18 protein-coding genes are annotated in these 25,705 nt (G+C 70.7%); 9 read left to right on the plus strand and 9 right to left on the minus strand.

The annotated features are described in order from the left end of the window. Positions 1–138 precede the first annotated feature (138 nt). A complete protein-coding gene (locus K8625_RS37770) occupies positions 139–1,596 on the minus strand; it encodes a cytochrome-c peroxidase (RefSeq protein ID WP_223785430.1) in 1,458 nt (485 codons plus the stop codon). A 126-nt stretch (positions 1,597–1,722) separates the two neighbouring features. On the opposite strand from K8625_RS37770, the gene K8625_RS37775 reads away from it, so the two are divergent. Further along, complete coding sequence (locus tag K8625_RS37775) at positions 1,723–3,858, plus strand: M28 family peptidase (protein ID WP_223785431.1); 2,136 nt, start codon at positions 1,723–1,725, stop codon at positions 3,856–3,858. A gap of 40 nt (positions 3,859–3,898) precedes the next feature. Here K8625_RS37775 and K8625_RS37780 read toward each other — a convergent pair whose 3' ends face one another. Continuing rightward, complete coding sequence (locus K8625_RS37780; RefSeq protein ID WP_223785432.1) at positions 3,899–4,510, minus strand: SMI1/KNR4 family protein; 612 nt, start codon at positions 4,508–4,510, stop codon at positions 3,899–3,901. A 102-nt stretch (positions 4,511–4,612) separates the two neighbouring features. Beyond that, a complete protein-coding gene (locus tag K8625_RS37785; RefSeq protein WP_223785433.1) occupies positions 4,613–7,852 on the minus strand; it encodes a serine/threonine-protein kinase in 3,240 nt (1,079 codons plus the stop codon). 217 nt (positions 7,853–8,069) lie between these two features. Here K8625_RS37785 and K8625_RS37790 point away from each other — a divergent pair, with 217 nt between their 5' ends. Then, positions 8,070–8,495 carry a DoxX family protein gene (locus K8625_RS37790; protein WP_223752054.1) on the plus strand — a complete coding sequence of 142 codons (426 nt, stop codon included), beginning with the start codon at positions 8,070–8,072 and terminating at the stop codon, positions 8,493–8,495. Positions 8,496–8,535: 40 nt separating this feature from the next. Here the strand turns inward: K8625_RS37790 and K8625_RS37795 are convergent, their stop codons facing one another. The 4 genes from K8625_RS37795 to K8625_RS37810 form a co-directional block, all read right to left on the minus strand. Then, entirely contained in the window at positions 8,536–9,015 is a 480-nt protein-coding gene (locus K8625_RS37795; RefSeq protein WP_223752053.1) for a (2Fe-2S)-binding protein, read from the minus strand. Between the two features lie 2 nt (positions 9,016–9,017). Continuing rightward, the gene (locus K8625_RS37800) at positions 9,018–11,174 is read right to left on the minus strand and encodes a molybdopterin cofactor-binding domain-containing protein (RefSeq protein WP_370640447.1); all 2,157 of its coding nucleotides are present in this window, start codon (positions 11,172–11,174) and stop codon (positions 9,018–9,020) included. 132 nt (positions 11,175–11,306) lie between these two features. Next, the gene (locus K8625_RS37805) at positions 11,307–12,575 is read right to left on the minus strand and encodes an SGNH/GDSL hydrolase family protein (RefSeq protein ID WP_223785434.1); all 1,269 of its coding nucleotides are present in this window, start codon (positions 12,573–12,575) and stop codon (positions 11,307–11,309) included. Beyond that, positions 12,572–13,633 carry a hypothetical protein gene (locus K8625_RS37810; RefSeq protein WP_223785435.1) on the minus strand — a complete coding sequence of 354 codons (1,062 nt, stop codon included), beginning with the start codon at positions 13,631–13,633 and terminating at the stop codon, positions 12,572–12,574. Before K8625_RS37810 ends, K8625_RS37805 begins: the two co-directional genes overlap by 4 nt. Before the next feature lie 190 nt (positions 13,634–13,823). On the opposite strand from K8625_RS37810, the gene K8625_RS37815 reads away from it, so the two are divergent. Then, the gene (locus tag K8625_RS37815; RefSeq protein ID WP_223785436.1) at positions 13,824–14,402 is read left to right on the plus strand and encodes a hypothetical protein; all 579 of its coding nucleotides are present in this window, start codon (positions 13,824–13,826) and stop codon (positions 14,400–14,402) included. 19 nt (positions 14,403–14,421) lie between these two features. Here K8625_RS37815 and K8625_RS37820 read toward each other — a convergent pair whose 3' ends face one another. Continuing rightward, a complete protein-coding gene (locus K8625_RS37820) occupies positions 14,422–18,243 on the minus strand; it encodes an FG-GAP-like repeat-containing protein (RefSeq protein ID WP_305070936.1) in 3,822 nt (1,273 codons plus the stop codon). Between the two features lie 489 nt (positions 18,244–18,732). Between K8625_RS37820 and K8625_RS37830 the strand changes: the two genes are divergently transcribed. The 4 genes from K8625_RS37830 (at position 18,733) to K8625_RS37845 (ending at position 22,717) form a co-directional block, all read left to right on the plus strand. Continuing rightward, positions 18,733–19,899 carry an acyl-CoA dehydrogenase family protein gene (locus K8625_RS37830; protein WP_223785437.1) on the plus strand — a complete coding sequence of 389 codons (1,167 nt, stop codon included), beginning with the start codon at positions 18,733–18,735 and terminating at the stop codon, positions 19,897–19,899. A 56-nt stretch (positions 19,900–19,955) separates the two neighbouring features. After that, on the plus strand, positions 19,956–21,551 hold the full coding sequence (locus K8625_RS37835; RefSeq protein WP_223785438.1) for an AMP-binding protein: 1,596 nt from the start codon (positions 19,956–19,958) through the stop codon (positions 21,549–21,551). A gap of 110 nt (positions 21,552–21,661) precedes the next feature. Then, on the plus strand, positions 21,662–22,363 hold the full coding sequence (locus tag K8625_RS37840) for an iron-containing redox enzyme family protein (RefSeq protein ID WP_370642025.1): 702 nt from the start codon (positions 21,662–21,664) through the stop codon (positions 22,361–22,363). A gap of 93 nt (positions 22,364–22,456) precedes the next feature. After that, positions 22,457–22,717, plus strand: a complete 261-nt coding sequence (locus K8625_RS37845) for a DUF3892 domain-containing protein (RefSeq protein ID WP_141332259.1) — start codon at positions 22,457–22,459, stop codon at positions 22,715–22,717. 10 nt (positions 22,718–22,727) lie between these two features. Here the strand turns inward: K8625_RS37845 and K8625_RS37850 are convergent, their stop codons facing one another. Then, entirely contained in the window at positions 22,728–23,810 is a 1,083-nt protein-coding gene (locus K8625_RS37850) for a LuxR C-terminal-related transcriptional regulator (RefSeq protein ID WP_223752045.1), read from the minus strand. 258 nt (positions 23,811–24,068) lie between these two features. Between K8625_RS37850 and K8625_RS37855 the strand changes: the two genes are divergently transcribed. Together K8625_RS37855 and gap are read left to right on the plus strand one after the other, a co-directional pair. Then, positions 24,069–24,599, plus strand: a complete 531-nt coding sequence (locus K8625_RS37855) for a DUF2147 domain-containing protein (RefSeq protein WP_141332257.1) — start codon at positions 24,069–24,071, stop codon at positions 24,597–24,599. Between the two features lie 85 nt (positions 24,600–24,684). Next, positions 24,685–25,701, plus strand: coding sequence for a type I glyceraldehyde-3-phosphate dehydrogenase (gap, locus tag K8625_RS37860; RefSeq protein ID WP_223752044.1), 1,017 nt, complete (start codon positions 24,685–24,687; stop codon positions 25,699–25,701). Positions 25,702–25,705 lie beyond the last annotated feature (4 nt).

Genomic DNA, 25,705 nt, shown 5'->3' on the forward strand with positions numbered 1-25,705 from the left:
CGGGCGCGGGCGGGATTACAAGCCACGCGAGGCGAAGAACGACCATGCCCCGAGGAGCATCCTCCACGGGGCAACGACAGGTTGGTCGACGAGGCCCGCCGGACTACGCTGGCGGGTTGGTCTCCTTCACGTCTGTCTTCAGAGCCGCTCGAGGAAGCGCAGCAGGTCCTGCTTCTGGGCGGGGCTGAGCGACTCGGGCGGTGCGCCGGGGAACTCCGGGGGATGCACGGGAGGCAGCTCGAGCGCGGACGTGAAGGGGATGACGAACTGGCTGTAGAGGTCGACCACGCCCTTCAGCGTCTCGATGCTGTTGTCGTGGAAGTACGGCGCCGTCCGAGCGGCCCCTCGGAGCGTGGGGATGTCGAAGGCCTCGAAGTCCAGCGGGTTGCCGGTGACGAGCGCGCGACCGGGGTCCGTGGTGAAGGCCTGGGGAAAGAGGTTGGGGCCGACGATGGGCGCTCCGTTCTCGTCCACGGCGGGGTTCGGGTCGTACGGGTCTCCGCTCGCGGTGACGGGGATGGGGGGCAGGTCCGTCACCTGCCGCGTCCGGGTGCCGTCCGTGTAGAAGCGGAAGCGGTAGCGCGGCAGCTCGAGCGAGGCGTTGTACAGCGTGGGGAACTGGCCAATCTGTCCCAGGTACGTGAAGCCTCCGACGGCGATGTTCAGGATGTCGGGTGTCTGGCGTTGGCCCTGCACGGGGACGGGGCCCGTGCCCGGGACGTTCGTGAAGACGACGTTGCCGTCGGGCTTCGTCACCGGGAAGCTTGAGGCGAGCTCCAGCATCGCCGGCTGGGAGATGTGGCTCAGCGTGGGGCTGCCGTGGCACGGCTCGCAGCCGACCTTGAAGACCTCGCGTCCGCGCGTCTCGGCGGGCGTGAGCCAGAGGAAGTCCTCGGGCGACGGGATGCGCGAGAGCGGGACGCCCGCGTCGAGCAGGCTCGCGACGAAGCGCGGGCGGGACGAGGTGAACGCATCGCGCTGGAAGCTCGCCAGCTGGCGCAGCTGTGAGCGGGGGACGGCGCCACCCTGGCTGTGGCTGGTGATGGCGGCCTGGGCCTGGTCCTCCAGGTTGGATTCACGCCCGTCGAGCTGGAAGAAGGGGCCGGTGAGGGCCACGTCCTGGATGCTCGGCACGCCTCGCCAGACGAAGACCTTCCTGTCCGCGGGGGTGATGACCTGCCCCTGGGCGTCGATGACATCCATGTTGTCGGGAAGGGGCAGGACGACGCGGACCAGTCCCTTCTTCAGGTGCTCGTACGTGGGCACCGCCGCGTTCGGGTCGTCCGCGTCGATGGGATGGAAGAGCACGTCCCGCGGGTTGGAGGCATGCAGCGCCTGGACGTGGGCGGGCTTGAGCGCGGTGCTGTCGTCGAGCACGTGACAGGTGGCGCACGAGCGTCCGTTCGTGTTCGGGAACGCGTGGGTGAACAGTCGCTTGCCGGGAGCGGAGCTGCTCAGCGCCGCCTCGGCGGTCGCGGTGGGCTCCGCCGCGGTGGCCTCGGGGACGTCCCGCTCCGGCTCGGCGGGGGTGCAATGCGTCAGTCCGCCCAGCGCGAGCACGCCGGCGATGCGCAGGAAGATGCGCGTGGGAATCATGGAGTCTCCAGGGTGTGGACTCCCTGAAACACCGGGTTCATCCCGAACTGTCACCTGTCGGTCCGCAGGCAATGGATGTTGGACTCGAGCGAAGGGGGATGCTGAGTTGCCTGCACCGAGACCTCCATGCGCCTTCGCCTGCTCCTGTCCGTCGCCGTGCTCGTGTCGCTCCCCGCCTTCGCCCAGCTTCCGGTGTCTCCCGTGGGGCCGGTGTCGCCCACGACGGGCCTGGTGCTGAGGGACGACGTGGTGCGCGCCCTCATCTCGGAGAGCTCCGGGGACCGCATCCATGACGGTGTGCAGCGACTGTCGCTGCTGGCCCGGGACAACGCGGAGGGCTACGGGCAGGCGGCGGAGTGGGTCGCCGCGAGCGCGAAGGCCGCGGGGCTGCAGGACGTGCGCGTGGAGCCGATGAAGGAGGAGCTCCAGTGGCGCGCCACCCGGGGCGAGCTGTGGGTGTCCGGGCCGCACCGCTACAAGGTGACGTCGCACGCGGACCAGCCCATGGCGCTGGCGCTGCGCAGCGGCAGCTTCGAGGGCAAGGCGCTGGAGCTGGTCGACGTGGGGCAGGGCAACCAGGACTCGGACTACGCGGGCAAGGACTTCCAGGGCAAGGTGGTGCTCACGCGGGGACACCCTGTCGCGGTCCTGCGCCGGGCGGTCGGGAAGCTCGGCGCGGTGGGCGTGCTCTCCTCGTACTCGACGCCGCCCTGGAACCAGCCGCATCGCATGGATGGGGACTTCCCCGACCAGATTGGCTGGGCGGTGGTGCCGCCGGGGATTCGGCCGGAAGGGCAGCCGGCGCCCTTCCTGTTCATGCTCACCGACCGCCAGGCGCGCGAGCTGCGAGCGCAGCTCCTGACGGGCCCGATGAAGGTGGACGTGAGCATCGCCACCGAGACGAAGCCGGGGCACTACTCCGTCGTCAGCGGCGTCATCCCCGGCCAGCGCTCGGACGAGGAGATTGTCCTCACCGCGCACCTGGACCATTACAAGCCGGGGGCCAATGACAACGCCTCGGGCGCGGCCACGGTGCTGGAGATGGTGCGCACGTACACCACGCTCATCCGGGACGGCGTGCTGCCGCCTCCGGTGCGCACCGTGCGGGTGCTGTGGCTGCCGGAGTTCGAGGGGACGCGCGAGTGGTTCGAGCGCCACGGCGCCGAGCCGGTGCGGCGGGTGGCGCACTACAACTTCGACATGCTCGGCGCGAGCCTGACGAAGGTGCACTCGCGCTTCTCCGCGTCGTACACGCCGGACTGGCTGGGCAGCTTCGTGAACGCGGTGACGGAGTCCACGGTGGCGTTCATGAACCGCTTCAACGCGGTGACGTATCCGTCCCGCAAGGACTTCCGCATCGGCTCCGTCACCGGCTCGCGCGAGCCGATGGACATGCACCTGGAGCGCTATGGCCGGGGCTCGGACCACCAGCTCTTCAATGACCACGGCATCCCCGGCGTGGCGTTCTCCACCTGGCCGGACGACGCGTATCACACGAGCGGGGACCGGCCGGAGAACGTGGACCCCACGCAGCTGCACCGCGCGGCGTTCGCGGGGCTGGCCTCCATCACCGTGGCCGCCTGGGCGGAGGGCCCGGGGGCCCTGGAGCTGGCGCGGCTGGTGTCGGTGCACGGCGCCCGGCGCGTGGCGGAGGACGAGTTCCGGGCGCGCAAGGACCTGGCCGCGGCGCCCGCCGAGCAGGTCGCGGGCACCTACCGGCTCGCGCGCGCGGTGGTGCGCGCCGCCTACGCGCGGGAGCGCGAGGCCTTGCGCTCGTGCCAGCCGTTGGGCGCGCCGGCCGCGTCGGTGAAGACGTTGACGAAGCTGTTGGACCGCGCCGAGGAGCAGGCGCTGGAGCGCGTGGAGGCGGATGGCAAGGCGCGAGGTGTCTCGCTCAAGGAGCCCGCCGTGACGGAGGCGGAGCGCCGCGCCCGTGCCTTCGTCCCGCGACGGGTGAAGGGCAAGGAGCTGGCCTCCTTCGATGAGCTGGCGGGCAAGGTGGCTCCAGCGGACCAGCCCCGGGTGGACGCGGTGCGGGCCGCGTTCCGGGACGCCGCGTCGGCGCTGCGGGAGCAGGGGGAGGGCGAGCTGCGCTTCTACCAACTGCCGGATGCCATCGCGAGCTACGCGGACGGTCGTCGCTCCGTGGCGGACATCCGCGACGCGGCCTATGCGGAGTACGGGTACGTCTTCCCGGTGGAGGGGCTCGTGGACCTCTTCGCGCTGCTCCAGCAGGGCGGCATCATGACGAGCACGCGCTGAGGCACGAAGGCCCCCGCGACTCGGGGGCCGTGGCGCCGGACTACAGCGACAGGCGCTTGTCGGCGAAGGTCATCCCGGGAGCGCCCACGTCCTTGAGCCAGCTCGGCGGCTTGGGGGCGGTGAGGGCCGCGGTCATCGTCTCGAGCCACTGCGGGAAGGACTCGAAGTCCGGCATGGCATCCTCGGGGTTGTGCCACGCACCGGTCGCGAGCACGCGGGCGCGCGGCTGGTCCTGGTGGTGGTAGTAGATGGGGTACTCACCATTCGGGCCCGGCTTGCTCACGTCGAAGCACCACACGGCCTCGCCGCCCGCCTCCGCGAAGCCGACCAGGTGGTTGGTGGAGAGGTCCACGCCCTCCTCGATGGAGACGCCCTCCGGCAGGTGGACCAGGTCCTCGTTCGCGCTGGCGATGTCCTCCGCGTCGTAGAGCCAGAAGCCCACGTCCAGGCCGTCCGCCTGGAGGTTGCGCTCCGCGATGCACAGTCCCAGTGCGAGCGCCTCGCGATAGCTGGGGGGCGGCGTCCAGCGCAGGGTCCCGAAGTGCGGCTTCACGACCTTCACCAGCTCGTCGGCCGAGATGGGCTCGGAGAGGGTCAGCTCCAGCAGCTTCGACTGCTTCAACGCCTCGATGGACTGGGAGACCTGTTTCATGCGCGCGGACGCTAGCCCGCGACCCGCGCGAAACCAACGACGTCCGGCCTGGGCGCCGCGTGACGTCGGGCGCGGGACATCACGGCTCCAGGCGCGCGTGAATCATCGCTTCGCCGGCTGTGCGAGCCACGTGTCGATGCGTTCACGCAAGGGCTGTGGGGCGCCATCCAAGATGGCCAGCTGCTTCGCCTCGGTGGCGAGCCGCGCCGCGCGAGCGCGGTCCCTGCCCGACTCCCAGAGGGCCCGCGCGAGCATGAAGCGCGCATCCGTGCGCTGACCCGGCAGAGGGCGCGCATGCTCCCAGCCCGCGACGGCGCGCTCCAGGGGCGCGATGGCCTCCGCGGGGCGATGGAGCAACAGGTAGACGCTCCCCAGGTCCAGGAGGGACGCGGTCCACCGCTCGTCGGCGTCGTCCGGCAACGCCAGCTGGAGGTCGACGGCCCGTTGGAAGAAGGGCAGCACCTCCTCATGGCGCTGCTGTCGCATGAGCGCGCGCCCGAGCAGCCGCAGGGTGGAGATGAGGATGGGGTGCTGGGGCCCGAAGAGCTCCTCGCGGATGGCGAGCAGCTGGCGGAAGTGCTCCTCGGACAGCCGGTAGTCGCCTTGCTGGAGGCGGAGCACCCCGAGGTTGCCGTGGATGACGGCCGCGCCGTGGCTCTTGGGGCCGTCCGTCTTCTCGGCGATGGCCAGGGCGCGCGCGTAGATGGGGAGCGCGTCCCGGAAGCGCTCCCGCACCACGAGCGTCGAGCCCAGGTCGTTGAGCGCGTCGTAGACGCGGGGGTGCTCCGGGCCCAGCGTGCGCTCCAGGATGGCCAGGGCCTCGCGGACCGTCTGCTCCGCCAGGTCCAAGTCGCGCGCGTCCTGCTCCGCGTTCGCGCGCTGGGGCACGAAGGCGCCGTCCCGCAGCACGGGGACGAGCGCCAGCCGCACGCGAGCCACCTCGGGGTGCTCGTCGCCGAGGGTCCGTCGGGTGATGTCCACCGCGCGCTCCAGTGTCACCCGGGCCTGGGCCAGCCGGGCGTCGCGCCACTGGCTGACGCCGAGCTCCAGGAGGACGTCCGCCACCTCGAGGCCGTTGGCGCCGAAGGCCTGCTCCGCCAGCAGCAGGGCCTGCTCCTGTTGGGCCGCGGCCTCGGGGTAGTGCCGCTGCATGCGCAGCAGGGTCCCCGAGTAGGTGAGGAGCTGGATGCGCGCCAGGAGGTGTCCGTCCCCCAGGCGCTCCAGCGCCGCGGCGGCGCGGTCCTTCCATCGCGCGGCCAGCTCGTACTCGTCCAGGCCGATGCAGGACACACGGACCAGGAGTATCCATGCGCGGGTCGCCACGGCGTCCTGGCGCGTGGCCTCCGCGGCGTCCAGGGCCTCGAAGAGCGCGCGCTCGGCGCCTCGCCAGTGGCCGGCGCCCTCGCGCAGCTCGCCGAGGAGCAGCGAGAGCTCCGCGAGCGCGGGTCGATGCCCGGCCTCCTTCGCGACGCGCGCCGCCGGCTCCACGAGCGTGAGGCCCTCCTCGTAGCGACCGGTGGCGAGGAGCGCTCGGCCCCGGGCCAGGGCCGACCGGTGCGCCGGGGCTCCCTCGTCCGCCGTCTCGTGGGGTGCGCCTGGGGCGTGTTGTCCGGCGCAGGCCGTGACAGGCGCCAGTCCCGTCGCCGCGCGGTGGGCCTCGTCCACCGTCCTCGCGTTCGCCTGGGACAGGAGCGTGGTGAGCGCGGAGACCTCCGCGAGCCGGTTGTCGAGGCAGCGCATGCGCCACCCCAGCACCGCCTCGGTCGGCGCCTCGCGGACCTGGGAGGCCCGACAGGTGTCGGTGCGCATCCGCTCCCAGGCGGAGGTATAGGCGTCCAGCTCGCGGCGGACGCGCTCCCAGGCCACCTGGGCGTAGGGCCTGCCGGTGGCCGTGAAGGCGGCCTGGATGCTGGCCTGCTGCGCCGGGCCCCAGACGTGGGTGAGCTCCTCCTTCGCGCCGTCGCAGGCCCGGCGGGAGTGGAGGACATGGGTGAGGCCCACGGCCAGGGCCAGCAGCGCCCCGCCCCCCGCGACCCACAGTCCGCGTCGTCGACGCGCGGTGGGGTCCTGCCCCAGGGCGTCCAGCAGCGCGGTGAGGGTGGGGAAGCGCTCCGAGGGCGTGTCGGCGAGCCCGCGCGACAGCACGCGGCGCGGCCATGTGGGGACGCGCGAGCCCGAAGGGAGGGGCGCGAGCTGTCTGGCGCCGGGCGGCGCTCCGCCCGTGAAGGGCTGGACGCCGTAGAGGGCCTCGTGGAGCGCGACGCAGAAGGAGAACTGGTCGGCCGCCGGACTCGTGAGTGAGGCGTCCTGGAGCACCTCCGGCGCGGCGTACGAGCACCGGAGCGGCGCCTTGCGCTTCGACAGGCCGAAGCCGGTCACGTGGACGCGTCCCTCCGCGCTGACGCGCAGTTGGTCGGGTCCGAAGCCTCCGTGCGCGATGCCCACCGCGTGCGCCGCCGCGAGCCCTCGCCCCGCGTCGATGAAGACGTCGAGCACCTGTCGCGACGTGCGCGGCGAAGCCGACAGCCAGCCGGCGAGGGTCTGGGGCTCCACCCGCTCCATGGCGAGGAAGACATGGGGCCCGAACGTGCCCACGTCGTAGATGGCCACGACATTGGGATGGGAGACGCGGGCCCGCGCCTGGGCCTCACGCAGCAGGAGGGCGCGCTCCTCGTGCTCGGCGTCGGTGCCTGGTGCGCTGCTGGTGCGCAAGAGCTCCAGCGCGACGCGGCGCTCCAGCTCCGGGTCGTAGGCGTCGTACACGACGCTCACGGCGCTGGCGGACAACACCTCGACCAGCAGATAGCGGCCGACCGTGGCGCCCTTCGCGGGAGCCCAATCCTCGGAAGGCGTGAGGGCGGAGTCGGGATGCCTCTCACCGAGAGGTGGAGGCGATGCAATCCAGTACAGCGGGTCACCATCGTGTGACATCACCAGGGCATGCCGTCCCAGCTTCAGCGTCTCTTCGAGCCCCGTGACAGGCGCGTAGAAGACGCGCTCGCTCCGGGGGGGCGCGAGGACACCCTCGGCGCTCAGCACGTATTCAGGGAACACGTCCTTCATCTCCACTGGGGCGTGGAGGAGGAGCACCACGTACGCGTCGCGCCGGAGGCCGGCCAGGATGTCGGAAGGCTGGAGGTCATCGCTTGTCGCGACGACGGGAGCCCGGGTCTGTTGATAGGTGCCCGTGCGCGGGTCGAAGTCGAAGATGGCGAGCGCCGCGGGCCGCAACGAGGGCAGGGTGCTCGTCAAGAACCGCTCGACGGCGGTCCATCCAGGATGCCGCGAGTCGGCGGACAGGGCCCATTCCTGGTACGTCCGCTCGCCGTCCACTGGCCGCATGTGTTCCTTATGGGGCATGGGGCGAGGACCTCGCAAGCCGTGGTGAAGACAGCCCCGCGGGTTTCACCACGAGATATCGCCTGGACATGATTCCAATCGCTTGGCGAGACCTCCCACCAGAGGAAGACCTGGATTATGTCTCGCGTCAGGTCAAACCCGGAGCGCACCCGTCGCTCCCGCCCGAGCTGAAGAGCCCGGACTCCTCGAAGGATTCGCCATGAAGCTCGCCTCCTTGTTCCCTGCTCCCCTGCCGACGGCGCCCAGCATCGGGCTGCTGCTGCTTCGCCTCGTCGCTGGCATCGCGTTCATGTTCCACGGCTGGTCGAAGATCCAGAACCCGTTCGGCTGGATGGGCGCCGAGGCCCCCGTGCCGGGCATCCTCCAGGCGCTCGCCGCGCTCTCCGAGTTCGGCGGCGGGCTCGCCTGGGTGCTGGGCCTGCTCGTCCCCCTGGCGTCCCTGGGCCTCTTCTTCACCATGGCCGTCGCGACTCACGTGCACGCCGTGGTGAAGGGTGACCCGTTCGTCGGCCACGCCGGCAGCTATGAGCTGCCCCTGCTCTACCTGGTCATCGCGGTGGTGCTGATGACCGTGGGTCCCGGTCGCTTCGCCCTGGACACCTGGCTGCGCAAGAAGCTCGGCTGAGTCCGGGCAAGGCTCGGGGCGCTCGCATGCCAGGCGCCCCTCAACCGCCCCCCGCGCCGCTTCGCAGGAGCAGGGCGGCGCGCTTGATGGCGGCGCGGATGCGGACATAGGTGCCGCACCGGCAGACGTTGTCGCTCATCGCCGCGTCGATGTCCGCGTCGGACGGGTGGGCGTTCTTCTTCAGCAGCGCGACGGCGGCCATGATCTGCCCCGGCTGACAGAAGCCGCACTGGGCCACGTCCTCCGTCATCCAGGCCTGCTGCACCGGATGCAACCCCTGTGCGCCCAGCCCCTCGATGGTCATCACCTCGCGGCCCTGCAGCGTGCCCACCGGATGGATGCACGGCCGGAACGCCTCGCCGTCCAGGTGGCTGGTGCACGCGCCGCACACGCCCACGCCGCAGCCATACTTCGGCCCCGTCACGCCCAGCACGTCGCGCAGGACCCACAGGAGCGACAGGTCCTCGGGCGCCTCCACCGACACCGTCTGACCATTGAGGATGAACTGATGGGCCGGCATGCTCAGACTCCCTCGTCGAGGATGGGGAAGCGGGTGGGCATGGTGCCCCGGGCCCGCGCAATCGCGTTCGTCAGCGCGGCCGCGGCGCTGGGGTAGCCCAGCTCACCCACGCCGCCCACGCGGTCATCCGAGCGCACCAGGTGCACCTGGATGTCGGCCGGGACGTGCTTCATGCGCATCCAGCGGTAGTCCGCATAGCTGCTCTCGCGCACCGCGCCCGCGTCGATGTGGATGCCCGCGCTCAGCGTGGTGGACATCGCGTCCACCGCCGCGCCCTGGAGCTGGGCCTCGATTCCCTTGGGGTTGATGGGCAGGCCCACGTCCGCGGCGATGACGATGCGCAGCACCCGCGGCGTCCCTCCGGTGACGTCCACCTCGATGAGGTGCGCGATGGCGCTCCCCCACTCCTCCAGCACGGCGACCCCCTGCGCCACCCCGGGCGGCAGCGCGCGCCCCCACTGCCCCTCCGCCACCACCTTGTTCAGCACCGCCTTGAGCCGGTTCGAGTCGAGCCGCTCGCGACGCAGCGTCACCGGGTCCACCTGGAGCTCTCGCGCCAGCTGGTCGACGAAGACCTCGTTCGACACGCCGACCTGGCTGGTGAACACCGAGCGGAAGGACGCGGTGGGAATCGGGATGGAGATGTCGCGCAGCTCGTGGCTCACCTGTCCGAACGAATAGGGGAGCTTCTGCGACAGCGCGAAGAACACCGCGCCGGTGACCTCCGGGAGCACTTCTCCGACCAGCGCGGTGACGACGTCGCCGAAGCCGTGCGGCACCTCCAGGGTGGGGATGGCGGCGCGGTGGTGCCAGCCCAGGATGCGCCCGCCCAGACCCAGGTGGGCGAGGATGCGGTGGTGGCTCGCGGGACGGAAGCGCCCGTGGCGCATGTCATCGTCCCGGCTCCACATCAGCTTCACAGGCTTGCCGATGGCCTTCGACACGAGCGCGGCCTCCACCGCCGCCTCGTTGAAGAACCTGCGGCCGAAGCCACCGCCCGCGCGCACGGTGTGCACCGTCACCTTCCACGGCGTCAAAGCCCAGCCGAGCGCCCGCGCCACCTCGCGCTGGGCATGCTTCGGGTCCTGCGTCCCCACCCAGACCTCCGCCAGTCCGCCCTGCACGCGCGCCACGCAGCTCTGCGTCTCCATGGGGGCGTGCGCCAGGTAGGGGAAGTCGAATCTCCCCTCCAGCGTGCGCGTCGTGAACAACGGCGGCAGGGGCCGCGCGCCGATGCCGTCGCGCAAGCGCGTGCGGATGTCCGCGTCGGACAGCGCGCTGGCGGGGCCGGGCGTCCAGGTGATGCGCAGCGCCGCGCGGGCCGCGAGCGCCTGTCCGAAGGTCCGGGCCACCACCGCCACGCCGGTGCCCAGCGAGACCACGTCCACCACGCCGCCCATGGCCCGCGCCGCCGCGTCGTCGACGGTGCGGACGGTGCCGCGCAGCGTGGGAGGTCTCGCCACCACCGTGGGGAGCGCCTCGGGGAGGTCGAGGTCCAGGGCGTGCCGGGTCGCCCCCGTGACGATGTCCCGCGCGTCGATGCGCCCGGTGGGCTGGCCCACCAGCGTGTACTGGCTCACCGGCTTGGGCTGCGTGGAGACCAGCGGCAGCACCACGCGAGCGGCATCCTGCGCCAGCTCGCCATAGCCGGCGCGTCGACCATCGGGCGCGCTCACCACGCCCCGCGCGGTGGTGAGCGTGGGCGCCAGGACCCGCCAGCGCAGCGCCGCCGCCGTGACGAGCCGGGCCCGCGCGTCCGCCGCCGCGGCGCGAAGCGGCCCGGACAGGAGGCGCATCGTGGTGGACATGCCCGTGAGCTGGGTGAACCAGCGCGAGTCCGCGTCCTCGTGGAGGATGGAGACCGCGTCGAGCGCGACGTCGAGCTCCTCCGCGACGAGCATGGCCACGGCGGTGGTGATGCCCTGGCCCATCTCCGTGCGTGGAAGGGTGGTGGTGACGCGTCCGTCCTCCTGGAGCGTCAGGTAGAGGTTCATCGTCGCCGCCGCCGTCTCCTCGGGCTGCGCGGCCTGGGCTGTGGGCACATCGAGCCCCAGCCGGGCCGCAATCATCAACGTGGGAGAAGCGACGACCCACGTCAGGAAGCGACGGCGGTCCAATCCTTCGGAAACGGGAGCGTCTGACCCGAGCGTGTCCGCCATGGCCAAAGCATGGCACACCGAGCATGTGAGCCCAATGGCCTGCCAGGTCGCTCCATCAGCCGTTGGACACGTGTGTCGTTCAATGAGGACAGAGCATTCTCCTGTCCACGGCGTGGCTTGTTGGCAGATGCCTTATTGGCGAATCACGTCCTGGATGAAGCGGCTCAGCGCATCGGCCATCTTCGCGTGTGTGGCGGCGGACGGATGCCAGTCCTCGGCGACTCCGTCCACGGACGGATTCTGCACGGCCATGACATGGCGGTGGACGCGCGTGTCGCCCTGTTGATGGCGCTCCGCGACCAGCTCGGTGAGCCAGTCGCCCACGTGGACGGAGGTCACCTGGCCGCCCTGCTCGTGCTGCTTGTAGCCATCCGTCATGCTGCCCAGCGTACACACGAGGTGTGCTCGCGGATGCAGCGTGCGCAGGCGCGTGAGGAACGTCCGATAGGCGGACTTGAAGGCCGCTTCATCCGGGAGGAACACGTCGGTGCCGTGACCGGCGAGGGTGTCGTTGCTCCCGGCGTTGATGACAATCACGTGCGGTGATTCACCGGAGGAATCCCAGGGCGCGCTGTGGCCGGGGACCGCGAGCTCGTAGAGGGCGGGGACCAGTCCCGTCGTCGACAGGTCCAGGTTGCGGTACACGCCGTGCCCCGAGTGGCAGATGAGCGAGGCCTCCGCGCCCAGCTTCCGGGCCGTGAGCCATGCGTAGGCTCGCGTGGGGTTCTCGTTCTTGGAGGTGAAGGTCGGCGCCCGCCAGGAAGGGGAGGGCGGGATGATGGCAACCTCGGAGCCGTAGCCGCAGGTGATGGAGTCTCCGACGAACTCCATCCGCAGCGCCGCGCGGGGCGGCGGCTCCCGGAGCTCTCCGTGGACCTCGAGCGCCTCGAGCGTGGTGACGCCCACGGAGGTCTCGGTGCGCTTGAGGACCTCCACCGTGTGGAGCCCCAGCGCAAGCCCGGTGGCGAGCGGATAGGTGGCCGCGCCGCTCTTCACCTCCAGCTTCTGGGGCGCGCCCCCGTCGACGATGACGTCGAAGTAGTTGGTCTTCGTGTCGCCGCCTGGCCCTGCGTCGTCGAGGCGCATGCGCAGGGCATCGCCCCAGAACCGCACGCGAATCGTCACGCCGGGATGGGAGAAGACCACGCGAGTCCCGGAGCGGTACGCGCGTCCGATGACCTGCACCCGCGAGTCGGAGGCGGGGATACCGAGCCATGAGGGCGTCTGGGCAGGGGCTTCCACGAAGGGCGCGGACTCCGATGAGACGAGGTGCGCGGCGTTGTCGTTCGGAGTCTGCGAGGACGACCGGCACGCGGTCATCGACATCGTGAGTCCGAGCCCGAGGGCCGGCAGGCCGCGTGAGTGTCCTCGGGGCTTCGGGGGGCGGGTGGGGGGCTTCATGGCTTCCTCCGAGAGTCCATCTTGCGCCGTGGGGCCGTGGAGGGTCGGGAGGTCTTGAACAACAGTGTCCAGCGCTCGCCATCGAAGAGGGAGGCGCCTCGGTGGCTCGCGCTCAGCATCCTCGTGCCATCCGGGCTGAGTCCGATGCGACCGGAGCACCTCGCCACGTCCGCCTTCATCCTCGGGTCCACCTCGCGCACGGGTCGCAGCCGTCCTTGCTGGGTCTTCACCCAAAGGCCCTCATGGGTCCCGCAGTAGAGCGCACCCGCGAACCACGCGCTGTCGCTGAACTCCGACAGGGGCAGCCCTCCATCCTGGAGTCGCTTCCACTGCTTCCCCCGGCCGACCCAGAGAGCGCCCCGGTGGCCGGTGAGGTAGACGTTCCCATCACCGGCGCAGCACACCGTGTGCACCAGCGTGTCCTTGGCAAAGGGCAACTTCGTCCAGTCCTTCCCGTCGAAGTGCCAGACATCACCGAAGCCGCCCACGGCGTACAGGTCGTCGGAGGCGAAGCCATCCAGGTCGTTGAAGCCCGTGCTCCATCCCGCCTGCTTGTCCGTCGCGCGAGGGAAGGGCGCGCCCTTCGCGCTCGCCGCGAGCGGCACCCAGCGTTGCGCGCCCTGGCGGCGGAGGATTTCGCGGGCATCGGTGAGCGCGTAGACGTGGCGGCCCACGCGCTTGAGGTTCCTGACGTGGCCCTCGTGGTGCTTCAGGCGAGTTTTCCATGGCAGCGGGGGCGCATCCTGGGTGGGCGTGCCCCGGCCTGGACACCGGTAGAGCCGCCCGGCGGGGTCGACCGCGAGCAGCTCGAGTGAGGGAGAGATGGCCACCGCGCTGCGCACCGGACCGAGATTGAGCGCGTCCACATGGGAGAACCGCCGCGCGGCGGGCGCGTCCAGGTCGCAGCAGAGAAAGCGCGTGTCGGGGTCGAGGCTGAAGCCCGCCTCGCCTTCATCCAGGACGAGGGTGAAGTGGAGTCGCCCAGCATGGGAGATGGCGCAGTCATGGATGACGTAGCCGCGCAGGTGCCGGCTCCACGTCCTCGCGTCGAAGAGCATGTGCCGGCCGATTCTGCCTCGCCGCCCCTCCCGGGACGAGGCCGGGTCCATGGGGACGCGCCACCGGTCGACACGGTCCGCCCTGGGGGAGGGGGCGCGCTTCGTGCGCGGGCGCATTGAATAGCGCTCGCTCCCCGCCGTATAGGCGGATGCCCGTTTCATTCCTGGGCCTGGAAGGAACCGATACATCATGGGTGTGCGCTGGATGCTGGGCTGGACTCTTCCGTTGGTTGCCCTCGGCTACGCCGAGGCGTCGTCCCAAGCCGTGGTGACCCCGAGCACCCAGGGGGCCCCCGCGCCGGCGGCCCCCAAGCGCGTGGAGCTCTCCTATCAGGACCCGAGCTGCAACCCGGCGGAGGCGCAGCAGTGCCTGTGCGTGGGCAGCGTGGGCTCGGCGGAGTCCGCGCTGCGCGAGCTCGGGCTGGATGCGCAGGTGCTCCGCACGACGGGCGTGCCCTGCATCCGGGGCGACTTCGACCAGGACGGCGCGCCGGACTACGCGTTCCCGGGCAAGGGCTTCTCGTGCAATGGCTCGGTGCCCGTGCGCGTCCTCTTCACGAGCAAGGGGCTCGTGCGTGAGGTCCAGTCACTGCCCCGCGAGGTGAGCTGCCTCCAGCTCTACCTCCCGAACAAGAAGCCCGGCCGCCATGGCGTGCCCGCGACGAGCCGGGATGCGCTCGTGGACTGGGGCGAGGGCAACGCCACCTGGTTCTATCGCTATGATGGCAAGCGCTGGGACGCCACCCGCCACCTGTCCGAGTCGCACTGACCCGGGGTCCTCGCCTGCCTCAGGGAGGCACGCAGACGTTCAGCACCATCGTCGCCGCCTGGGCGTCCACGCTGCTGAAGGCGAGGTCGGGCAGGCCGTCCGCGTTCCAGTCCGCGATGAGCCCGTCGCGGGCGGTGCGTCCCCAGCCGGGCAGGGGACCCAGGGCGAAGGTGTTGGGCGTGGTCTGCATCACCACGCGTGCGCCGAACGGCTCGAAGGAGAAGGTGTCCGTGAGGCCGTCGGCGTTGAAGTCCGCCGTGAGGATGCCATTGCCCGCGCGGATGCCCAGGCTGTGCTTGGGCGTCAGCGTGGGCTGACGGGCCGAATCATAGGTGAGCAGTCCCACCTCGCCCCGGTCGATGAGCAGGCCGACGGTGCCCTGGCCTTCCAGGTCCGCGCGACCCATGGCGCGGTGCGTGTACTCGCCGGTGAAGGTCGTCTGTCCGGTGAACGTGCCGTCGCCATTGCCCCAGACGACGTACACCTCGCCCTTGTCGAGGTTGGGGTTGCCCGGACGCAGGAGCGCCAGGTCCATGTGGCCATCCCGGTCCAGGTCGGCGGAGACCAGGGTGTGCACCTCGTAGTTGGCCGTCACGTCCACGGTGAGGCGGGGCGCGAACTTCCCGCTGCCCTGGTTGAGCCACACGCCGAGCTGGATTTTCGAGGGGGTGAACCGCTCCGTCGTCACCAGGTCGAAGCGGCCATCCTCGTTGAGGTCCACCGCGATGAGCTCCGCCTGCGTCCAGTCCTCGTCGTAGCGCTCCGCGGGCGCGAAGCCTCCGCCCGGCAGGCGCTTGAAGACGACGAGCTGGGGCAGCACGCCCGTGGACGGCGTCAGCGACGTGGTGAGGGCGGCCAGGTCCTCGCGCCCGTCACCGTCCAGGTCCACGGAGACCAGGTCCTGCACCCCGGCGGTGACCTTCTTTCCCGCGGGAGGCACGAACACGGGTGACAGCACGGCGGTGCTCCGCTCCGGGCTGCCCGACAGCGACATGAAGATGGCGTTCTTCTCGTTGCTCCCGGCGGCCAGGTCGGCGAAGCCGTCCGCGTTGAAGTCGCCGCTGGCGAGCCCGCCCGGGGCGCCCTCGAGCTGGAGGCTCTCCATCAGGGAGCTCGTGCCCCAGAGCATCTGGACGGACATGTAGCCGGTGAGCGCCACGTCCGTGAAGCCATCGCCGTCGAAGTCACCCGCGGCGGGCGCGTAGTGCTCGCCGTTGTAGCCGAGGCTGCGCGGCGTGGAGAAGGGCATGGGACCGGCGCTGCCCGGCAGGAGGTTGAGCTGCCCGCCCGGGGCGCTGGTCCAGAACAGGTCCTGGCGGCCATCCCCGTTCATGTCGGCCAGCAGGGGCGACCGGACCGTCGAGCCGAACGGACGGGCGAAGGGCATCTCGGACGCGAGCGCCAGCGTCCCACCCGAGGGGCTGAAGACGCGGACCTTCTCGGGGTGGAGCAGGGCCAGGTCGTCCACGGCGCCGTCGTGGTCGAAGTCACCCGCCACCAGGTTTCCGTAGCAACTGGTGCACGGAGCGTAGACGGGGACCCGGAACGAGCCGGTGCCCGTGCCGTTGACCTGCACGATGCGGTTGTTGGCGCTGTCGAGCCGGGCGTAGTCCAGGTTCCCGTCCCCGTTGAAGTCGGCCACCACGGGGCAGTCGTACGTGTCGGAGGAGATGACGGTGGTGGGGGCGAAGAAGGTGCCGTCCCCCTTGCCGCGATAGAGCAGCGTCCGTCCCAGGTGGACATGGGCGAAGAGGTCCAGCTTCCCGTCGCGGTCGAAGTCCCGGGCGGTGAGGCAGTTGAAGCTGGTGGTGACGTTGGTGCCCAGCGGCGTCGACAGGGGCGCCTGGAAGGTGCCCGTGCCCTGGCCGAGGTAGACGGTGAAGCCGCCCGTCCTGTCATCGCTGTCGGTGCCCAGGATGGCGGCGACATCCAGCTTCCCGTCACCATTGAAGTCCGCCACCACGGGGGGCTCCGAGCTGAGGACGTTGCCGGCGCTGGCGGAGTTGGCCAGCCGCGTGAAGCCGCGCCCGGGCCCGCTGGCGAGCACGGTGATGTCGAACAGGTTGCCCACCAGGACGTCCTGGCGTGAGTCCCCGTTGAAGTCGCCGGCGCCCATGAAGTCTCCCCCGGTGGGGTAGGCGAACTGGGACACGGGCGCGAAGGACGGCGTCGCGCACGCCAGGGGCACGACGTGGCGGTGGCCTGCCGGCGCGGAGGGGCGTCCGTCACCCGCGCTGTTCCGGGCCTTCACCTGGAACAGGTAGGTGGTGCCGGTGGTCAGCCCGGGCACCGTGGCCACGCGGGCGCTCGCCGGGACGGTGACGGAGCCGCCGCCGGGTGTGGCGGTGACGACGTACCCGGTGACGGGGTCCGTGGCGGGCGCGGAGGCCGGGTTCCAGCGCACGACGGCGCCCGCGGAGGTGGAGTGCACGCGCACGTCGGTGGGCGCGCGCGGCTGGGCGCGCAGCTGGATGGGCGCGGAGGTGGTGGCCGGGCCAGCGCCCACGCTGTTCGAAGCGGTCAGCGTGAAGGTGTAGGTGGCGCCGGGCGTGAGCGTGGAGAGGCGGGCCACGGTGGGCGAGGCTGGGAAGCTCTGGTCCACGCCCGCGGGGGTGGAGACGAGCCGGTAGCTGGTGACGGGTCGGCCACCGTCGTTGGCGGGCGGCTGCCAGTCCAGCTCGAGCTGCCCCGCGTGGTAGACGCCGGTGAGCTGGACGGGAGCCGATGGCGGCGAGGGGAGCGTCACGGAGGGGGTGGTGGCGGTGGCGCCCGTGCCCGACGAGTTCTGCGCGGCCACGCTGAAGCTGTACGTGGCGCCGTCGGCGAGGCCCGTCAGGTAGAGGCTGGTCGCCGTCGAGGACGCCTGCTGGGACACGCCCGTGGGGTGCGTGGTGACGACGTAGCCCGAAATCGCGGCGCCACCGTTGTTCGTGGGCGCGGTCCACCGCACCTCCGCCGCGCGGATGTAGGGCGTCACCGTGACGTTCTGGGGCGCGCTCGGCAGGGCGGCGACGCGGACCGACGAGCTGGTGTTGGGCGTGGAGGTCCCCACCGCGGTGGTGACCACCAGCGTGAAGGTGTAGCTCTGGCCGTTGGTGAGGCCGGTGACGAGCGCGGACCGCTCGGTCGTGTGGATGACCTGCCCACCCGGCGCGACGGTGACGGTGTAGCCCTGGATGGGCTGGCCGCCGTCCGACGGCAGGCTCCACTCCAGCTCCACCTTCTGGTCCGCGCCCTTCAAGCGGGTCCAGGTCGGCGTGGCCGGCAAGGAGAAGGTGCGCACGGCGGCGGACTGGGTGGAGGTCTGCCGGGTGCCATCCGCGTAGATGGCGGTGACGGTGAAGCGGTACTGCGTGCCATTGGCCAGGCCGGTGACGACCGCCGTTCGGGCGGCGGCGCCCGCGCTGACCTTGAGGCTGGAGGGCGTGGCGGCGACCTCGAACGAGGACAGCGCGCTGCCCGTGGTCGACGGGGTGTAGCTCCAGGCGACGGTCATCTCGCGGATGCCCGGCGTCGCCGTCACCCCGGTGGGCGCGGTCAGTGTCTCGGTGCCCGCGTCACTCCGGCCCGCGTCGGGCGTGCCGGCATCCTCGCGGCCCGCGTCCGGATTCCCAGCGTCCGGAGTCCCAGCGTCCGGAGCTCCCGCATCCGGAGTGCCTGCATCCGGAGTCCCGGAGTCCGCCTCACCCGCGTCGGTCTCGTCGGGCTTGCCCGCGTCGGCGGTGCCCGCGTCGGTCAGGAGGGAGTCGCCGGGGGCCTCGGAGGAGGACTTTCCTCTACAGCCCACGGCTCCGAAGCCGACGACAATCGTCGTGGTCAGCAGGAGGATGAATGCTCGCATGATGCCTGACTCTCCAGGGCGGGGGCGCCCAAGGGCGTTGTCCTCCTCAACGTCTCGTCCGGGAGAATGTCGCGACGAATCGGGTGCACGGGCGGCGAGCACCCACCGTCACGGTGACGGTCGGCTCCACGGGCCACGCGCGCGCCCCTCGTCCCGATTCCGCGCCACGTGGAGGGGGGCGCACCGTGGGTCGGGCCACTGTGCGCACCCGCTGCACATCCCGGTGGATGACGCGGTGGGCCGAAGTGCCGCGAACGACACGACGGTGTCCCCTCCAGGGATGAGTCCTTGTGGGGGGCGGGATGTCCGCTCGTCTGGTTCTTGAAAAAAGCAAGCGTGCTTGCTTTTTTAGAAGGGCGGGATGCAGACTCGGGTCTCATCGGTAGGAGGGTGTGCTGGACGCCCGTTGGGTGCGCGCGCCGCGCCGTGCCGGGGTGGCGCCCTCCCTTCGTCGACCTTTCTCTGGCTTTCGAGCCACCGAGGCAGCGCATGCAAGAGACCCAGGAACACCGCGCCATCCGTCAGACGGTCCGCAAGTTCGTCGAGCAGGAGCTCAACCCCCACGTGGACGCGTGGGAGGACGCGGAGCTGTTCCCGGCGCGGGAGGTGTTCAAGAAGCTGGGGGAATTGGGGCTGCTGGGCATCACCAAGCCCACGGAGTTCGGCGGGCTGGGGTTGGACGCCTCGTTCTCGGTCGCCTTCGCGGAGGAGCTGGGGCACTGCACCTGCGGCGCGCTGCCCATGGCCATCGGCGTCGTCACGGACATGGCCACGCCCGCGCTCGCCCGCTTCGGAAGTGACGAGCTGCGACGGGAGTTCCTCGCGCCCACGCTCGCCGGGGAGCGCGTGTGCTCCATCGCGGTGAGCGAGGCCGGCGCCGGCTCCGACGTGGCAAGCGTGACGACCACCGCGCGCCGTGACGGCGACGACTACGTCATCACGGGCGGCAAGATGTGGATCACGAATGGTATGCAGGCGGACTGGGTCTGCCTGCTCGCCAACACGGGGGACGGCCCGGCGCACGCGAACAAGTCGCTCATCATCGTCCCCATGGACCGGCCCGGCATCACCCGCGCGAAGATTCGCAAGCTCGGCATGTGGGCGTCCGACACCGCGCAGCTCTTCTTCGACGGCGTGCGCGTCCCGGTGCGAAACCGCATCGGCGACGAGGGGCGCGGCTTCGCCATGCAGATGCAGCAGTTCCAGGAGGAGCGCCTCTTCGTGGCGGCGAGCACCCTGGTGACGTTCGACCGGCTCATCGCGCAGACGGCCGAGTACGCGCGGGAGCGCAAGGCCTTCGGCCAGTCGATTCTCGACAACCAGTCCGTGCACTTCCGGCTCGCGGAGCTGCAGACGGAGGTTGAGGCGCTCCGCGCGCTCATCTACCGCACCGTCGCCCTCTACATCGAGAACAAGGACGACCCGCAGGTGGTGAAGCTCGCCTCCATGTGCAAGCTCAAGTCGGGGCGGCTCGCCCGGGAGCTGGTCGACGGCTGCCTCCAATACTGGGGCGGCATGGGCTTCACCTGGGACAACCCGCTGGCGCGCGCGCACCGTGACTTGCGCCTGGGGTCCATCGGCGGCGGCGCCGACGAGGTGATGCTCGGCATCATCAGCAAGGCCATGGGCACCCTGCCTCGCAAGTCGCGAGGCTGAGGTGCATGACGGGGGGGACCACTCGCGCGCCCGAGTCGGGCGGGAAGGAGCACACGATGGGACAGACCCCGGAAGCCGTCTACAAGCACATCAGCCGCGTCTCGCTGGGAGACATCCTCCGCCGCTCGGCGCTCCGGTGGCCGGAGCGCACGGCGCTCATCGACGGTGAGCTGGAGCTTTCCTACGCGGAGCTGGACCGGCGGGCCAACGCGTTCGCCCACCACCTGCTCGGCGAAGGACTCTCCCCGGGCGCGCGGGTGGCCATGCTCTGCGGCAACTCCGCGCAGATGGTCACCGCCTTCTTCGGAATCTACAAGGCGGGCCTGGTCTGGGTGCCCATCAACACGGGCCTCTCCGTGGAGGCCATCGGCTACATCCTCGAGCACGCCGAGGTGTCGCGGGTGGTCATCGACCTGGAGCTGCTCGCGAAGCCGGAGCTGCGCGCGATGCTCGACGCGCGGGGCCTGGGCCTCATCGTCTGTGTCCCCGAGGGACAGGCCGCGCCCGGAGGCGGCACCGTCGCCTTCCTCGACACGCTGAAGGGCCAGCACGGCACGCCGCCGGCGGTGGACATCGAGAGCACGCAGCTGGCGCAGATCATGTACACCAGCGGCACCACCGGTCAGCAGAAGGGCGTGATGCACTCGCACGCGTCCATCCACTCGGCGCTCAGCGGGAACCTGTTCGAGCTGGAGCTGCGTCCCAGCGACGTGACGGTGTGCGTGCTGCCGATGTTCCACTGCGCGCAGCACGCCGTCTCCGTGTCGTTCCTCATGGCGGGCGCCACCGTCATCGTGCGGCGGGTGTTCGAGCCCGGCGCCATGCTCGCCACCATCGAGCGGCACGGCGTCACCTTCCTGTTGGGCCTGCCCATCATGTACGGCGCCATGCTGGCGCACCCGGCGCGTCCGACGACGAAGCTGTCCAGCCTGCGCATGTGTCTGTACGTCATGGCGCCCATGGCGCGCACGCTGCTCGTGGAGCTCCTGGAGAAGTTCTGTCCGGGCGGGTTCGCGCTCGCGTCGGGGCAGACGGAGATGTACCCGGCCACCACCATGTTCAAGCCCGAGCAGCAGCTCAAGCGGTTCGGCTCGTACTGGGGGGACTCGGTGGTGACGAACGAGACGGCCATCATGGATGACGAGGGCCGGCTGCTCGGCCGCGGCGAGGTGGGCGAAATCGTCCACCGCGGGCCGAACGTGATGCTCGGCTACTACAAGGACCCGGAGGCCACCGAGCGCGCGCGGGCGTTCGGCTGGCACCACACCGGCGACCTCGGCATGTTCGACGCCGACGGCCAGCTGCTCTTCGTGGACCGCAAGAAGGACATGATCAAGACCGGTGGAGAGAACGTCCCGTCCATCAAGGTCGAGGAGGTCCTCCTGCGCCACCCCGCCGTCCTGCAGGTGGCGGTGGTGGGCCTGCCGCACCCGCGCTGGGCGGAGGCCGTCACCGGCTTCGTCGTGCTCAAGCCCGGCGCCTCGGCCACGGCGCCGGACCTCATCACCCACTGCAAGCAGCACCTCGGCGGCTTCGAGGTGCCCAAGTCCGTCGTCCTGCTGGAGGCCATGCCGCAGACGTCCACCGGCAAGGCCCAGAAGTTCGTGCTCCGTCAGCAGCACGAGCGGCACTACCAGGACGACGCGGCGTAGCGGCACCCAGGCCTCGGACAGGGGCCTGCTCTCCCCGCTGTCTCCCCACGCAAACGTCGCCGCGGCGCACTCCGGGCCGCGGCGACGAAGGGAGTCACATGGACGGCCGGATGTGGCCCGGAGAGGAGACACACGTGCAGACGCGGACGCAGGACCCGACGGGGTGGGTGGAGCTTCTGGACCAGGAGGCGAGGGCGCTGGTGGCGGCGCTGGACGCGCACCCGGACGCGCGGCGGCTCTTCGACGGCACGCTCGACGAGGCGGGCTACATCCACTACCTCGTCCAGACGTACCACTACGCGCGCTGGAGCACGCCGATGCTGGGCGACGCCGGGCGCAGGCTGCGGCGGCTGGGCACGCACCCCTGGCTGGCGGAGCTGCTGCTGCGCAAGGCGGACGAGGAGCGCGGCCACGAGAAGTGGCTCCTGTCGGACCTGAAGAACCTGGGCGTCGGGGCGGAGCGCGTCGAGCGCGCGGTGAAGACGCCCGCGGTGGAGGCGTACAACGGCTGGAACTTCTTCACGTCCCGCTCGGGCGTGCCGACGGCGGTGCTGGGGACGGCGTACGTCCTGGAGTACCTCTCCCAGACGCGCGCGAGCGGCGCGGTGGAGCGCCTCATCGCCGTGGACGCCATCCCCAATATCCGCAAGGCGGTGACGTTCCTGCGCAGCCACGGCGCGCTGGACGAGGGCCACGTGGCGGAGATGAACACGGTGCTGCGCGAACTGACGGACCCCGAGGAGCAGGCCGCGGTGGTCCTCTCCGCGCGCGCCACGCGCAGCATCTACCCGGGCATCTTCCGGGAGGGCTGAAGCGGGCCTCTACCTCCGGGGAGGTAGAGACACCTTGCGCCTGGACGGCGATCCTCCGCCCTCAACCGTGGCATTCGAACCGGAGGCGACTTCATGCGCTACATCACCCAGATACGACTCGAGGGGGGCACGCTCCACGAGCACATCACCCGCCTGCGCTGGGTCGAGGCGACCCACGCGGGAGAGTGCAGCCGCGCGGAGCTGGTGCTGTGGGTCCAGAGGGGCGGGGATGCGCGGGTGCGCAACCGCCCCATGGACGTGAAGGTGGAGGTGGTCGAGGCGACGCCTCCGTACCTGCGCACGAAGGCGAACGGCATCTCCACCGACAACCTGCTCGCGCTCCCACGCTTCTAGGCGCGACTGCTCAGAGGGGCCGGTTGAGGTGCGAGGCCTGGTAGAGGAAGTCCGCGCGGTTGTCGACCTTCAGCCGGCCGAAGATGTCACGCACGTGCGTCTTCACCGTGTCCTCGGAGAGCCCGAGGTGCTCGGCGATCTGCTCGTTGGACCAGTTGCGCAGGATGCCCTGGGCGATGTCGACCTGCCGGTTCGTGAGCTGCAGGCGCATGTTCTGCGGGAGGGGAATCGACATGGGGACCTCGTTCATGGACAGGGCCCACTGGGCGGGGCCCTCGGGCTGGGGCAGTTCGATGAAGCGCACCACCAGGTACGTCTCGCCGCGCAGCGACACGAGCGGGTTGTGCTTGAGCCGCTCGTCCGGGGACATGCGCGTCAGGGCCTGCAGTCGCTCCAGCAACATGCCCGGGATGCCCGATGCGTGGAGGTCGGAGGGCGCGAACCACGTGTCCAGGAGCACCCTGGCGCGCTCCGAGCGCAGGAGCTCGCGGCTCGGCGGGAGCACCACCAGGAAGCCCGCGTCCGGCCGGTTGTAGAGCTCCTCCAGGAGCCGCGCGCCGCTCCGGGCCGCCTGCATGTCGCGGCAGTTGCGGATCGCGTTGGTGAGGTGGGGTGTGAGGCTCGTGAGGAGCGCGGCTTCGTGCTCGGAGAACTCCACCCGGCGGTCCCGGTACAGGGTGAAGGCGCCGAGCAGGGTCTCCTTGGCGGGCAGCAGCACGGCCATGACGTGCTCCAGCCTGAGGTCCAGCTCCTGGCTGCGCCGGTACAGCGCGCTGGCTTCCAGCGCCCTGCGCGGCAGCATCTGCGTGTCCCGGAGCACCACGTTGGGCTGCGCGAAGATGGGCGCACGCACGAAGTCCGAGTCGGCCCACCGGGGGTACTCGTCCAGCAACGTCAGCCGGTGGCCGGGGACCAGCCACTGGAAGTCGAGGGGCGGCCCCGGCGTCATCACGCACAGGCCCATGTGGTCCGCGGGGGTGAGCTCGAGCAGCGGGGCCCGCGTCGCTTCCAGGACCAGCGGCAGGGACAGGGAGCTGTGGAGGGCGGTGATGATTCTCTCCCTCAGTTCGAGTTCCTTCGACGTGAAGTGCATCGCCGTGAACGTCCTCGGGTTCGTGCTGCGCCTGGCTTCTTGAATAGGCGCGCGCCCGAGGGCTGTCGCTCACCCCTGGGGGGTAGGCCCCGGGCTTGACGGGTGGCCCCTGGCGAATGGTGTCGATGCCGCACAGCGGCATCCGTGCGCGTCACGCGGGGCTGCCTCCTGGTGTGACGTTGGAGTACAACCGGGCTGGTGGGGCGCTCGAGCGCAAGCCCCCTCCGACGTGAGCCCCGCGCGCAAGGACCTCAAGACATGAAAGCAACCCGGTGGTTCGGACTCACTTCCCTGTGTCTGATGATGGCCTCGAACGCCCTGGCCCAGGACGCGGCTCCCGCCGCGGCCCCTGCCGCCGAGGCTCCCGCCGCCGCGCCGGCCGCGAAGGCCCCCGCCGCCGCTCCGGCGACCGGTCCCACGGGCCGGTGGACGACCATCGATGACGAGACGAAGAAGCCCAAGTCCGTCATCGTCATCACCGAGCAGGACGGCAAGCTGTTCGGCAAGATTGAGAAGCTCTTCCGCGAGCCGACCGAGGACCAGAACCCCGTCTGCGACAAGTGCCAGGGTTCGCTCAAGGACCAGCCCATCATCGGGATGACCATCCTCCAGAACCTGAAGAAGGACGACGACGAGTGGACGGGCGGCACCATCCTCGACCCGGCCAACGGCAAGACCTACAAGTGCAAGGTCGCCGTCGAGGACGGTGGCAAGAAGCTGAAGGTGCGCGGCTACATCGGCATGTCCCTGCTGGGCCGCACCCAGCACTGGGTCCGCGCCACGGAGTAGTGGAGTTCGCCTGATGAGCCCGGCGGCGGGCTCCCCATCCGTGGGGAGCCCCCGCCATCCCTTCTTCCCATGGAGACCTGACGCAATGACCCGGAAACTCGCCATCAACGGCTTCGGCCGCATCGGCCGCTGCATCGTCCGCGCGATGTTCGAGCGAGGCATCAAGGACCTGGAGCTCGTCGCGCTCAATGACCTGACGGACGCCGCGACGCTCGCGCACCTGTACAACTACGATACCGTCCATGGTCGGGCCACGCACCGGGCCGAGGCGCGGGACGGCAAGCTCGTCATCGAGGGCCGTGAGATTCGCGTCGTCGCGGAGAAGGACCCGGGCAAGCTCCCCTGGAAGGAGCTGGGCGTGGACATCGTGCTGGAGTGCACGGGCCTGTTCACCGACAAGGAGAAGGCCGTCGCGCACCTGTCCGCCGGGGCTCGCAAGGTCATCATCGGCGCGCCGGCCAAGGGCCACGACGCGACCATCGTCCTGGGCGTGAACACGCAGGACTACGACGCCGCGAAGCACCACGTCATCTCGTGCGGCTCGTGCACGACGAACTGCCTGGCGCCGGTGGCGAAGGTGCTGCTGGACGGCTTCGGGCTGGAGCGCGGCCTGATGACGACGACGCACTCGTACACCAATGACCAGGCGCTGCTCGACGTGCCGCACCGCAAGGGCGACCTGCGCCGGGCGCGCGCCGCCGCGCAGAACATCATCCCCGCGTCCTCCGGCGCCGCCAAGGCGCTGAGCGAGGTCATCCCGTCCCTCAAGGGCAAGTTCGATGGTCAGGCGATGCGCGTGCCGACGATGGACGTCTCGCTCGTGGACCTCACCTTCGAGAGCACCCGGCCGCTCACCAAGGACTCGATTCACGCCGCGATGAAGGCGGCGAGCGAGGGGCCGATGGCGAACATCCTCGGCTACACCGAGGAGCAGCTGGTCTCCAGCGACTACCTGGGGGATGCGCGCTCCTCCATCTTCGACGCCACGCTCACCCAGGTGCTGGGCGAGCGCTTCGCCAAGGTCTTCGCCTGGTACGACAACGAGTGGGGCTTCTCGAACCGGATGATCGAGCTCTCCCAGCTCGTGGCCTCCAAGCTCTGACAGG

This window comes from Myxococcus sp. AS-1-15, assembly GCF_020037055.1.
In the GTDB taxonomy this organism is placed as follows: Bacteria; Myxococcota; Myxococcia; order Myxococcales; family Myxococcaceae; genus Myxococcus; species Myxococcus fulvus.